Annotated in this window: 10 protein-coding genes; 5 read left to right on the top strand and 5 right to left on the bottom strand. The window is 51.5% G+C overall.

Annotated features, from left to right (window positions below):
• Positions 1–16: 16 nt before the first annotated feature.
• The gene (gene mtnP / locus AB1656_04620) at positions 17–877 is read right to left on the bottom strand and encodes an S-methyl-5'-thioadenosine phosphorylase (protein ID MEW6234649.1); all 861 of its coding nucleotides are present in this window, start codon (positions 875–877) and stop codon (positions 17–19) included.
• 128 nt (positions 878–1,005) lie between these two features.
• Here mtnP and AB1656_04625 point away from each other — a divergent pair, with 128 nt between their 5' ends.
• From AB1656_04625 to AB1656_04635, 3 genes are all read left to right on the top strand, one after another.
• Positions 1,006–1,908 (top strand): YicC/YloC family endoribonuclease, encoded by a 903-nt coding sequence (locus AB1656_04625; GenBank protein ID MEW6234650.1) that lies wholly within the window; start codon positions 1,006–1,008, stop codon positions 1,906–1,908.
• Between the two features lie 91 nt (positions 1,909–1,999).
• Positions 2,000–3,739 carry an ATP-binding protein gene (locus tag AB1656_04630; protein MEW6234651.1) on the top strand — a complete coding sequence of 580 codons (1,740 nt, stop codon included), beginning with the start codon at positions 2,000–2,002 and terminating at the stop codon, positions 3,737–3,739.
• A gap of 90 nt (positions 3,740–3,829) precedes the next feature.
• On the top strand, positions 3,830–5,941 hold the full coding sequence (locus AB1656_04635; GenBank protein ID MEW6234652.1) for an O-antigen ligase family protein: 2,112 nt from the start codon (positions 3,830–3,832) through the stop codon (positions 5,939–5,941).
• Positions 5,942–5,993: 52 nt separating this feature from the next.
• Here AB1656_04635 and AB1656_04640 read toward each other — a convergent pair whose 3' ends face one another.
• The gene (locus AB1656_04640) at positions 5,994–6,647 is read right to left on the bottom strand and encodes a TlpA disulfide reductase family protein (protein ID MEW6234653.1); all 654 of its coding nucleotides are present in this window, start codon (positions 6,645–6,647) and stop codon (positions 5,994–5,996) included.
• Between the two features lie 286 nt (positions 6,648–6,933).
• On the opposite strand from AB1656_04640, the gene folD reads away from it, so the two are divergent.
• Positions 6,934–7,806 (top strand): bifunctional methylenetetrahydrofolate dehydrogenase/methenyltetrahydrofolate cyclohydrolase FolD, encoded by an 873-nt coding sequence (folD, locus tag AB1656_04645; GenBank protein MEW6234654.1) that lies wholly within the window; start codon positions 6,934–6,936, stop codon positions 7,804–7,806.
• Between the two features lie 131 nt (positions 7,807–7,937).
• Here the strand turns inward: folD and lysA are convergent, their stop codons facing one another.
• The 3 genes from lysA to AB1656_04660 all read right to left on the bottom strand — a co-directional run bounded on the left by lysA (position 7,938) and on the right by AB1656_04660 (position 10,793).
• On the bottom strand, positions 7,938–9,206 hold the full coding sequence (lysA, locus tag AB1656_04650; protein ID MEW6234655.1) for a diaminopimelate decarboxylase: 1,269 nt from the start codon (positions 9,204–9,206) through the stop codon (positions 7,938–7,940).
• A 5-nt stretch (positions 9,207–9,211) separates the two neighbouring features.
• Complete coding sequence (locus AB1656_04655) at positions 9,212–10,468, bottom strand: hypothetical protein (protein MEW6234656.1); 1,257 nt, start codon at positions 10,466–10,468, stop codon at positions 9,212–9,214.
• Positions 10,469–10,616: 148 nt separating this feature from the next.
• Positions 10,617–10,793 (bottom strand): hypothetical protein, encoded by a 177-nt coding sequence (locus AB1656_04660; GenBank protein ID MEW6234657.1) that lies wholly within the window; start codon positions 10,791–10,793, stop codon positions 10,617–10,619.
• Between the two features lie 173 nt (positions 10,794–10,966).
• Between AB1656_04660 and fba the strand changes: the two genes are divergently transcribed.
• Positions 10,967–12,007 carry a class II fructose-bisphosphate aldolase gene (fba, locus tag AB1656_04665; protein ID MEW6234658.1) on the top strand — a complete coding sequence of 347 codons (1,041 nt, stop codon included), beginning with the start codon at positions 10,967–10,969 and terminating at the stop codon, positions 12,005–12,007.
• The last annotated feature ends 294 nt before the right edge of the window (positions 12,008–12,301 follow it).

Raw genomic sequence — 12,301 nt, forward strand, 5'->3', positions numbered from 1 at the left:
CGCAAAAAAACCTTCCTCACAAATACTTCTGCAGCAAAAACTCGAACGCCTCGCGCCGTTCTTTGGGGAAATCCTCGCGCCGCGTGAGCACCGCCGTTTTCAGGGCGTTGACGGCTTCGCAGGTTTTTTCGTCTCTGGCGAGCGGAATCCTTGGGATGACATGTAGAATCAGGCGCTTCAAGTTTTCGGCGTTTTTCGTCAGGTTTTGGAGAACCATATCGATATCGACATCCTCCTCATGCCAGCAATCGTAATCGGTAACGGCGGCGACGATGGCGTAGCAGATTTCCGCTTCGCGGGCCAATTTCGCTTCGGGCAGGGCGGTCATGCCGATGAGATCGGCGCCCCACTGGCGGTATAGGTTGGATTCGGCGCGGGTGGAAAAGGCGGGGCCTTCCATACAGACGTAAGTTCCTTTTTCGTGGACCATCACGCCGACGGCGCGGATGGCTTCAATAAGCAATTTTCGCAGGACGGCGCAGAAGGGATCGGCGAATCCGACATGGACGGCGACGGGATCGAAGAAAGTGGAAACGCGCCGGCGGGTGCGGTCGATCAATTGATCGGGAACAACGAAGTCCAGCGGCTTCATCTCCAATTTCAAACTGCCGGCGGCGTTGACGGCGACAATCCACTCCACGCCTAGTTTCTTCATGGCGTAGATGTTGGCCTGGTAAGGAACATTGGAGGGATTGTATTTATGAGCGCGTCCGTGGCGGGGCAAAAAAGCCAATTCCCTTCCCTGATATCGTCCCAGCCGGATATGGTCGGACGGAGAGCCGTAAGGCGTCCAAAGATCGACTTCGTCGTGATACTCCACTCCCTCCAAGTTGTAAACGCCGGAGCCGCCGATAATGCCAATTCGCGCTTGCGTCATGGTTTCGCCTCCAAAAGGAAATCAGAATGCGTCTCTGAGAAATCGACTGGAAATAGGCTACCATAAGCGTAAGAAAACGGCGCGTCAAGCGCCGTCTTGGCGAAAAAACGAACGCATCGGAGCGGACTATGATTCGAAGCATGACAGGGTATTGCAGCGTCCGGGAACAGATCGGCGAAGCCGCCGTGATGTTGGAAATTAAAGCGTTGAACCATCGTGGCTACGATGTTCATTATCACTCGTCCCGATCCTTGGCGATGATGGAAGTTCCTTTGCGGGAACGCTTGCAAAAAAGCCTTTGCCGCGGGCGCATCGAAGTCTTTCTGCGCGCCAGCGGCTCCCTATTTTCGCAAACGGCCATCGAAGCCAACATTGACGCGGCGCGGGCGTATTGCCAAGCGGCGGAAACCATCGCCAAGGCGTTGAAACTGGAGTTTCGCCCATCCTTGGATATGTTTTTCAGGCTCGACGGCGTCTTCGAAGCTGTAGAGCCGGAGCGATCGGAATCGGAGGATTGGAAATTAATCGAAAACCTAGTGGAGCGCGCCATCAGCGAGTTATTGGAAATGAAGCGCAGCGAAGGAGAACGGATGAAAACGGAATTGGAATCCATTCTCCTGCGCATCGAACAATGGAATCGAGAAATCCAGGAGCATCGGAATACGGTAATGGACGAATTCCGCGAAAAAATGCTGGCTCGCATCGGAGAATGGAACCAGTCGCTTTCACTCAATCTCGATCCCAGCCGGGTGTTGCAGGAAGTCGCCTTTTATACTGACCGGTCCGATATTCAAGAAGAGACCGCGCGCCTGCAAAGCCATATCCAACAATTTAAAGACCTCCTGAACGAGGGACGGGCGGATCAACCCTACAAAGCTGTGGGTCGCCGCCTCGATTTTCTCTGCCAGGAAATGTTCCGGGAGAGCAACACCATCGGTTCCAAAAGCGCATCGATGGAGATCATCCGGCCAACGTTGGAGATCAAAAGCGCTATCGAACAGCTGCGCGAACAAGTTCAAAATATAGAATAAATCCAATCCGCGCTTCGCAAGCGCGCGATCCATCCGCCCTATGGAAGGAACGCCAGCCAACATACGAAATCCATGCTGGCAGGGAAAATTTATGGATCTGATTACGCCGCGCCGCAAGTTCTTAATCACGGCCCCCCTTGCGCTATTGTTGCCGTCTGGATTATTGACGTATTTAGGATTGGTCATGGTCCAAGGCGTGGAAAGCCGTTATGAAATGAACGCTCAAAGCGCCGTCAATACGATCATCACCAGCGTGCGCAACCGCACCAACCAACGCCTGGAACAAAAAATCCTCACCCCCTTCAAATCCATCATCCAAGATCAGCTGGAGCGTTTATCTCCCGCGATTCCTCCCTCGAAAAACGGCGTTATGCAGTTCAACGAAAAACTACTGTACGTCTCCTTGATTTTCATCTACGGCGGCGATGGCGTAATCTATTTTTTCGAACGAAGCGACAATCCCACCGGCGCCGGGTCTCGATGGACGCAAAGCGAAGCTCCGCATTCGACTTTTACGGCGCGATTGAAAAGCGAAATCGACACGGAAATCGAAAAAAGCATCGAAGTCTTCAACGATTATGGGATTCCCCCTTCCGAGGAGGGTTATCCTTTCCATCCCCTCGCCTATCCCGAAGATCTTTATCCCCGCGACATTCAAAGGGAATTGGCGTTTTTCATAGTGCTCAATCCCCAGCGCGCCGCGACGAATTCCGCGCTGGACGCCAACCATTCCAACGGCGTACTCGCCGCCGGCTTCACTTTCAATTTCGATTACCTCAACCAAACGTTCTTCAATGATATTCTCAAAGAATTATGGGATTATCCCAACGAGCTGCAATATCCCATCACGATACTCGATAAAGTTACTCAAGAACCCGTGGGAAGCATCAATAATGCGGATTTCAGCAAAGTCAACGTGAGCAAATACATCCCCCGTTTGTTCAGCGACGATTTTCCCTGGTACCGAATCCATTTCTCCCGCTACCTCGAAGACAACATTATGGGCGTCGCCCGTTACGAAAAGACGATCTACTACAGCCTCATCGCAACCGCCAATCTCATCATGATCGCAGGCGTCATCGGAGCGCTGCGCAATATCCTGAAAGAATTGGCGCTATCCGATATGCGCTCCAATTTCGTGTCACGCGTATCCCACGAATTGCGAACGCCGTTGGGATTGATCCGCCTCTACGCGGAAACGCTGGAGATGGGACGCATTCGCGACAGCGGGAAACAAAAAGAATACCTCCATTCCATCACGAAGGAGAGCGAGCGGCTCACGCATTTAATCAACAACATCCTCGATTTTTCCCAGATCGAATTCAACAAAAAGGATTACGCCATCAAGGAAGCCTCCTTGGAGGAGGTCGTCTACGAGGCGGCGGATGGAATGCGCTATCACATCGAACGCCACGGCATGAGTCTACGGCTTGAGATCGAACAGGATCTTCCCGAAATCCCCTGCGATCCCGAAGCGCTGCGGCAGGCGATCTACAATCTGATTTTCAACGCCATCAAATATTCGGGAGAAGGCAAGGAAATCGCCGTCAGCGCCCGCCGCATCAACGGAGAAGCCGCCATCGAGATCGCCGATCGCGGCATTGGAATTGCGCGCGATCAACAAAAGAAAATCTTTCAGGAATTTTATCGCGTAGACGATCCTCGTGTGCGGGAAACCGGCGGCAGCGGACTGGGGCTGGCCGTCGTCAAACACATCGTCGAAGGCCATAAAGGACGGATCGATGTCCACAGCGAACCAGGAAAAGGCAGCGTTTTTACGATCTATCTGCCCTTGAAGCGGGGGGATTCTTCCTATAAACGCAAATCGTGAAGGACAAGTGCGGATACTCGAAAAGCCATGAATGTTCAAATGGATAATTCATCTATTGAGACGCCAAGGGAGCGTGATTCATCGAACGAAATGAAGAATACATTTTCCTGGCGGCGCCAAATCGATATCTTTATCCTAGTGATTTTTCTGGCGCCGGTTTTACTCGTTCCTCTGATTTTTACCGGATTCAACACCAATACCATCATTATCAAAGAGACCTACCTGCAATTCGGCGTGATTTATATGACCGCGCTCCTACCGTTCGTTTGGCGCCGCAACCATCAGGAAGGCTTGATCTATTCCTATCCTTCCTCGTTCCCGCTGCTTCTTTTGGGGCTTGCGCTTTATCTTTTCTATTCCGCTTATGGATTATCTGGTCATCCCCGGTCGATTCATGAGTTTACTCGTTGGTTCAGTTATCTGCTATTGACGATGGCAACGATTGACTTCGCCGTTCATACCCGCCGTTTTCTTGCCTATCTCTACATTACGATCTTCGTATCCCTGATCATAAGCCTTTATGCCTGTTTGCAGGCCATTGGGATCGAACCTTTTTTCAACTGGTCTTCCTTCGCATGGGAGGATCAATCGGCGCGGCGCGTCTGCGCTACGTTGGGCAATCCCGATTTTCTCGCCGGTTATCTCGTCGCCCTGTTTCCTGCAACCATTACGTTGGCGATCGTTAACAAGGGCATTCTCCGGCGCTTCTTCGCCGCCGTCGCCGTCATCCAGGGATTAGCGCTCGTCTTATCCTACAGCCGGGGCGGGTGGATGGCGGCGTTTTTCACAGCTTTGCTGCTCTTTTCGCTGTTGACGTACCTCAACTGGGTGCGAGAACCGGTATTATTCAATCCACGAATCACTTTGCGCGGCGCGCTGGCCGGTCTCGCCGCCATGACCGCGGCGGGCGCAGGCGCTCTCTTTTTTCTTTGGAACGAAATCGCGGCGGCGTTCTTTCGTTTATCCAGTCTGACGGAGGGATCGTCAGTGGCGACTCGGCTCTATTTCTATAAAGCGGCGTTCCTTATGTGGTTGGAGCGGCCTTGGCGAGGTTTCGGGCTGGGAACGTTTACGCTTTATTTCTATGAATTTCGCGATAAAGAACTCTCTATTTTTCTTCCTTTCCGCAAACATTATTTGGAACACGCTCACAACGAATATTTGGAGATTCTATCGGAAACAGGCCTCATCGGCTTTTTGCTTTATTCCCTCTTATTAATCGCCGCCGCGCGCTTCCATTGGCGGACCATAATGAAATACCGGACGCGGGAGAATCTTGTTCTGATTGGTTTGGGATGCGGAATCATTGGATTAATGCTGCATAACCTCTCCACCGTTACCCTGCGCCAAACGCCCACTGTTTTTCTGTTTTGGTCGTTTATTGGAGCGGCAATAGGGCGCGCCGCTTATTTAAACCGGCGAGAATCGACGGGAAGCAGCCGTTGGATTCGGCGGATATGGTTATTGGCAATTCCTTTTGCCGTCGTATTGCTCTTTCATGAAGCTATCGAGAATTACGCGGGCGATTGTCTGATGCGCTCCGGCCACGACTTGATTAAAAAAACTAGTCAAGATGAAACCATGAAATTCAACCGTGAAAAGATGGAAGAAGCATTGATAAAATTGCATCAATCCGCCCGCCTGGCGCCCGACCGTTTCGAACCGTATCTGTGGATGGCGCTTTGCTATTATAAATTTTTCGATTATCAACAGGCGCGAGAGGCGTATCTCCAACTCGACCGGCTTCAACATAATTTCACGTCTACACCCATGAACTTAAGCATCACCGCTTTAAAACGCGCCGATTACTTTATCGATTATAAAAAAGCGATTCCCCCCGATGTTCTAAATAGTTTAGTAGAAAATTGCGGCAAAGAGGCTATCAGCTGGATTCAAGCCGCCATCAAAGATGATCCCACAGCGCCGGAATATTACGCCATCCTGGGCCGCAGCTACTTGAAAACGCTTGGCGCCGTCGATCAAGCGAAGGAAGCCTTCCAACGCGCTCTGAAGGCGGAGGAAAAGAGACCCTTCGAAAATCCTCTTGAAAGGAAAGAGACGGAGAATTTTCTAAAAAGTATCCAATCGTACCAAGCGAATATTGAAGCGGCGTCGCCGGAAATCGATCCCGCCTCAGCGCCGTCACTATCGAACGTTGATATGCGGGGTGGTAAAGGCAAGGTCTTTTCTACCCTTGAGTAATCTCCGAATCCATACTGCTCTACCGAAATCCCCAAGCAACATCCACAAATCGTTATTTCTTCTTCAAAAGGGACTGGATGGCTTTATCGTACGTCTCTTTCGGTTGCGGCGCGGAATATTTCTCGGCGATTTTTCCTTGGCCGTCGTAGAGAAAAACCATAGGAACCTCGCCATTCCAACTCAAATCCAGAGAAGCGACGATCTTATCTGCATCTTTCTCGGTCAAAATTTTGACGGGAAGCGTAATCTTATGTTCGCGGATCGCCGTGGGAACGTTGCCGACGGTCTCGCTCACGGCGTCGATGGACAAAGCCAGGAAATCGATACGCTCGTCGCGGTATTTCTGATGGAGTTCGGCGATCAATGCCGCCAATTCCAAACAGGGAGAACTGCCAGAGGTCCAAACTAGTAAAAACAAAGGTTTACTGGCGCGCCGTTGAATGAAGCGCTTCAAATCCTCCAGCGCGATATTGTCCAAGCCGGAAGCGACGCTTTTTTCCGCCTCGATTCCCGCCGGAGCGAGCGCCAACGGTTCTGGAGTTGGAGTCGAAACAACGGCTTCAGTATTCGCTGGAGCAACGGCTGCGGATTGGCTCTCCGTCGGCTTGGAAACGATGGTTTCCGGCTGATTGCCGCAGTTCATCGTCCAAAAAACCGCCGTCAACAAACCCATCATCGTCAGCAAACGAAATGTTTTCGCCATCATTTTATTTCCTTTTATCCTCTGCGCTTTGTCCATGATTTGGAAGAAAAAAACAACTATCAAGCAATATTATTGTTAAGGGGGAATAACGGCGGCTCATTATATCTCAATAAATGCCGTCGTTTGAGAGTTGATGCTCATCTCTTCTATGCTACAGTAAAAATATTCTCCATAGCGTAATAAAAACGTTGCGAAGATGGCGGAGTAACGGAAAACGGCGCTGTTCCCTTTCGCATTCCAATCGAAAATCCGGCGGGCTATCCGCCGATAAAGGCAAGGAAAACGAGTTATGGCCGCACAAATTCTGGATGGAAAATATCTCGCTCAAACCATCCGCAATGAAATCAAAATGGAAGTCCAGGCTTTTATCGAAGAAACCTCGATTCAACCGGCGCTGGCTGTGATTCTCGTCGGCGACAATCCCGCCTCCAAAGTCTACGTACGCAACAAAGGCAAAGCCTGCATCGAGACGGGAATGAAATCGATCCAGTACGATCTTCCCAACGAACTATCGCAGGAAGAGTTGATCGCTTTGATCGATAAATTGAACGCCGATCCCGCCATCCACGGCATCCTGGCGCAACTGCCGCTGCCTCCCCATATCGATGTCCTTGCCATCCAAGAGCGCATCCTGCCAATCAAAGACGTGGATGGCCTCCACCCCGTCAACGTGGGACGTCTCTCTTTGGGCTGCGATTGCCTGGTTCCCTGCACGCCGCTGGGAGTGATCGAGATTTTGAAGCGCGCCGATATCTCTATAAAAGGCAAACAGGCGGTCGTCGTGGGACGCAGCCATATCGTCGGCAAACCGATGATTCAATTGCTGCTGAAGGAGCACGCCACCGTCACTGTCTGCCATTCGCGCACGCAAGACTTGCCCGCCGTATGCCGTACGGCGGATATCCTCGTCGCCGCCACCGGCCAGGCGCGGATGATCCGCAAAGAATGGATCAAACCCGGCGCAGCGGTGATCGACGTCGGCATTAGTTTCGAGGAACGGAACGGGAAAATCGTCCAAATCGGCGATGTCGACCGGGACGAAGCGGAGGAAATAGCGGGATATTTAAGCCCCTCTCCCGGCGGACCGGGACCGATGACCATCGCCATGCTGATGAAAAACACATTAAAAGCGGCGCGAATGCAGTTGGAAGAAAAACAGTGATTAGTAGTCGGTGACCAGTGGTCAGTAAATGAAAAGTAGGATGGGTCGCGTTTTTTGACCTATCGATATTCATGAAACGGAGTAATTGATGGATCAAACGGCGCGATCCATCCTACGATTTCTTATTCTTTTCAAAACCCCATTTGATGCCGAAACAGGTCCTCGTAGGTTTCACGCCGACGGATCAGCCAATGACGTTCGCCCTCCGCCATCGCTTCGGCGGGCATTACTCTTCCGTTATACCGCGATGCCATAGCAAAACCGTAAGCGCCCGCCGAGCAGATCGCCAATAAATCGCCGGGCTGGCAAGGGGGTAAGGGGCGCTGTTTGCCGAACACGTCGCTCGACTCGCAAATCGGTCCCGCAACATCCACCAATTCCTGTTCCTCTCCGGAAAGCCGAACGGGAACGATTTCATGATAAGCTCCATATATTGCAGGCCGCGCCAAATCGTTCATGGCAGCGTCGACGATAATAAACGTCCGGTCCGCCGTCCGCTTGACGTACAACACGCGGCATACGATGACTCCCGCGTTGCCGACGATGGAGCGTCCCGGCTCCAGGATCAGCGTCGCGCCGGACGAGCGGATCTTTTCGCGGACTTTGGCGGCGTATTCTTCGGGAAGATCGGGATTTTCGCTTTGATATTGAATGCCCAATCCGCCCCCCAAATCGAGACGCGATATCTCGATTCCCGCGCCGCGCAAGGCATTCTTCAACTCCAGCAGCCGGTCGAGCGCTTGCAAGAGCGGCGTTGCGTCTTGCAGGGAAGAGCCGATATGGGATGAGATACCCATAATTTCAATGCCCTTCATCTTGGCGGCTTTTCGATAAAGTTCGACGGCGGATTCCCAAAAAATCCCGAATTTATGTTCACGCAAGCCGGTAGTGATTTTGGGATGCGTCTTGGCGTCGATGTCGGGATTGACTCGAAAAGAAACCGGTGCGCGTTTTTGAACTTCCTGCGCCAGGCGATCGATCGTCTCCAGCTCCGGTTCGGATTCCACGTTGAACATCAGGATGCCCGCCCGTAACGCTTCTCGGATTTCCTCATCCGTCTTTCCCACGCCGGAATAGATCATGCGATCGGCGGGGATTCCGGAGCGCAGAGCCAACGCCAATTCGCCGCCTGAGGTCAAATCCGCTCCCGATCCCGCCTGGGCCAACGTATGCAGGATCGCCTGATTTCCATTGGCTTTCACGGCGAAAGCGACAAGATGGGGAAGACCGTCCAAACCGCGCCGGTAGCCGTTGAAGGCATCCAGAATTGCGTTTTGAGAATAAACGTAGGTAGGCGTTCCGTAAGATTGGGCGATCTCACGCAATAGTACGTTTTCTACAAATAGTTCGTTTCCCCGGTATTGAAAAAACCGGGAATGGGTTTCGTAAGCCGATGTCATTCGATTTAACCTTCTACTAGGAGATCTCCAGCCGGTTCTTCCTCGCCGCGAATAATCCGTTGAACGCGTTTCAAGCGAACCTTATTTTTCTGGATGTTCATCATGTTGGCCGCTTTGGCCAGGGTGGAGCCGTCGCGCAGATTGCAATGGAAGATGGCGTCATCGTCGAGCGACAAGCCTAATTGAATATTGAAATTGAGGTAATGATTGAGGATTTTGGCCCGCTCCAGGGATATGTAGGAACGCTCCATATTCCCGCCGATGCCCTCGGTGAGAAAGCAGGATTTGATATACCGGCTGAAAGCATTGTGGCCTTTCGTATATTCGTAGAGTTGCAAGGAAAACGAAGCGGGCAGCACGGTAATGAATTGTCCCAGCTTCTCCTTGCACCAGATCATCTTATCCAAAGCCTTATCCGAAGACCATTCATCGACGAAAAGCGTCGCGATCCGGTCGGAAACGATAAGCGCATGCGGTTGGTTGATGCTTTCGTCCAACTTTAAATTGACGACTCGCGCCCGGTCGAAATAGAGATTGAGCTCAGAAATTAGATCGAAAAGAATGCACAATCCTTCCCGCACCGTCCACATCAGCATCCGGTAGCGCTCGATGCCCATGTCGAACCAACGGTCGCACATGTTATAGACGGTCTCCATATAAACGTCCCAACGGGGCGTTTGCTCTTTTCTCAGAATCACTTTCACGACGTCGATCAACCGCCGCAAGCGTTTCAACTTCCACAACGCCTCGCGGGTATTGATGTTTTTCTCCGTCTCCCATAGAAAGAAATCCTGAAGAAAACTACTGCAGAGCAAATCGAGCACGCGAGAAATATTGAAGAAGCGGATTTCACCTGTGGAGGGATACTGAATATTCAATTTTTTGCCCATCACCCACTGAGGCTGAAGCAAACAATCGAATTTGGGAAGGTTTTCCAGCAGCTTCTGATCCACGGAAACAAAATCTTCGTCCACCAGGTTTCGCGTTCCGATGGTTTTAAGCACTTGGTCGAATTTGAGATTGTATTCGTCGCAGGTTTCAGCGTCGTAAACGACGATTAGTTTGATTTGCGAGATCGAATGGCCGAAAGTAATCTCGTCCATGTATACCGATAAGAGACCCGCCAGCCGCTGCGCCTCGCGGATCATATCCTGCATGAGGAGCTTATAGCCTTCTTCGCTGACGTAAACCGGCTCATTGGAAAAAGAGTAGCACTCTTTTCCATGCTTCCCGATGATTTCTGCGCAGACGTTCTGATCCATGATCTCCAGCAATTGTCCGTTATCGCCCTATTATGTTTTGTTTATAACGGATTCCCGTCGAACATGCAAGGTTCATAACCGTTTGGTTTCAAAGTAGTTTGCAATTTTCTCCGCCAAAACCGCATTTTTCTCGTTTCCCCTCCGCCGGCTAAGCGTTTTTCGCCGGTTCGCCGCGAATCCGCCTTTGATCCAGTTGCAGGGATTCCCAAGTTTTCAACATATCGTTAAACTTATAACTAATCGTAGAGATTGCCGGGCGATTCATCGCGGCGCCTAGCGCCCGTTTCGCCGCCCTCTCCCAAATCTCGGCGACCGCTTCTATCATATTGTTTTCTTATTATCGATTCAATAATGAAATCGTTTTTTTACGTTTCTTTTCGCAAATACGGACATTTTTCAATCTTGAATCCATGAAAACAAGCCAATGAGACTTACTCCTATACAGGAACCGGGGTTTGTTTTCATAACAATAATTTTAGACAAAGGAGCAAGATATCGATGCCTCTGATTCCTATGAGAGTAATGCTAGACCATGCCGCCGAAAACGGTTATGGCGTCGCCGCTTTCAATGTCAACAACATGGAGCAAATCCAAGCGATTATGGCGGCGGCGGTGGAAACCAATTCCCCGGTCATCATTCAGGCCAGCCGGGGCGCCCGCAAGTATACTAACGATAATTATCTTCGTCATCTCATGATCGCAGCGGCGGAACTGCATCCCAATATTCCTATCGTCATGCACCAAGACCACGGCAACAGCCCCGCCACCTGCCAATCCGCCATCGAATACGGCTTCACCAGCGTCATGATGGACGGTTCGCTGAAAGAAGACGGCAAGACGCCAGCCACATTCGAATACAATTGCGAAACCACAAAGAAAGTCGTCGATCTGGCCCACGCCAAAGGCGTCAGCGTCGAGGGCGAGTTGGGCTGCTTGGGCAGTCTGGAAACCGGCAAAGGCGATAAAGAAGACGGTCATGGATTTGAAGGCAAACTGGACAAAGGGAGCCTGCTCACCGATCCCGACCAAGCCGTCGATTTCGTCGCCCAAACCGGCGTCGACGCGTTGGCCGTCGCCATCGGCACCAGCCACGGCGCCTACAAGTTCACCCGTAAACCCACCGGCGACATTCTAGCCATCAGCCGCATCGAGGAAATCCACAAAAAACTCCCCAACACCCATCTTGTCATGCACGGCTCCTCTTCCGTTCCCGAAGCATTGGTGGACCTTATCAACCAATACGGCGGCGGCATCAAGAAAGCCTACGGCGTGCCGGTGGAAGAAATCCAACGCGGCATCAAGCACGGCGTCCGCAAGATCAACGTTGACACCGACAACCGTCTTGCCATGACCGGCGCCATCCGCAAAGTCTTCGCGGAGAACAACGCCGAGTTCGATCCGCGCGGATACCTCGGACCTGCGCGCGCAGCCATGCAGGAAGTCTGCAAAGCCCGCATGATCGCTTTCGGCCAGGCTGGCTACGCTGACAAAATCAAAATGGTTACCTTGGTCGATATGGCCGCCCAATACAAGAAATAATTATCCTTTTTTTCCAACAAACAGGCCGCGCCTATTGCTGCGCGGCCTGTTGCGTTTTTTTTCTTATTTCGCGTTCAATAGGTAATATGAAATATCTTATAGTTTGAGGCAATGGCTGTGGAAAGGATGGGAAAGCGAACCTCCTGGCGAACCATGGCATCAATACGGCTCAGCAGGATCTTCGCCCTCCCTTTTTGATTGGTATGAGAATCCTGGGAGGGCGAATCTCCTGATGAACCGCCCACCAGTAGTTCGCAGCCTATATCAGGCAGAAACTGATGTTTCTCATAGACA

It is taken from the genome of Candidatus Omnitrophota bacterium, from assembly GCA_040755155.1.
Classification (GTDB): domain Bacteria; phylum Hinthialibacterota; class Hinthialibacteria; order Hinthialibacterales; family Hinthialibacteraceae; genus JBFMBP01.

Coding starts and splice junctions, on each gene's coding strand:
- AB1656_04630 (MEW6234651.1), top strand. CDS start 2,000: ATGGATCTGATTACGCCGCGCCGCAAGTTCTTAATCACGGCCCCCCTT.
- mtnP (MEW6234649.1), bottom strand. CDS start 877: ATGACGCAAGCGCGAATTGGCATTATCGGCGGCTCCGGCGTTTACAAC.
- AB1656_04635 (MEW6234652.1), top strand. CDS start 3,830: ATGAAGAATACATTTTCCTGGCGGCGCCAAATCGATATCTTTATCCTA.
- AB1656_04660 (MEW6234657.1), bottom strand. CDS start 10,793: ATGATAGAAGCGGTCGCCGAGATTTGGGAGAGGGCGGCGAAACGGGCG.
- fba (MEW6234658.1), top strand. CDS start 10,967: ATGCCTCTGATTCCTATGAGAGTAATGCTAGACCATGCCGCCGAAAAC.
- lysA (MEW6234655.1), bottom strand. CDS start 9,206: ATGACATCGGCTTACGAAACCCATTCCCGGTTTTTTCAATACCGGGGA.
- AB1656_04625 (MEW6234650.1), top strand. CDS start 1,006: ATGATTCGAAGCATGACAGGGTATTGCAGCGTCCGGGAACAGATCGGC.
- AB1656_04640 (MEW6234653.1), bottom strand. CDS start 6,647: ATGATGGCGAAAACATTTCGTTTGCTGACGATGATGGGTTTGTTGACG.
- folD (MEW6234654.1), top strand. CDS start 6,934: ATGGCCGCACAAATTCTGGATGGAAAATATCTCGCTCAAACCATCCGC.
- AB1656_04655 (MEW6234656.1), bottom strand. CDS start 10,468: ATGGATCAGAACGTCTGCGCAGAAATCATCGGGAAGCATGGAAAAGAG.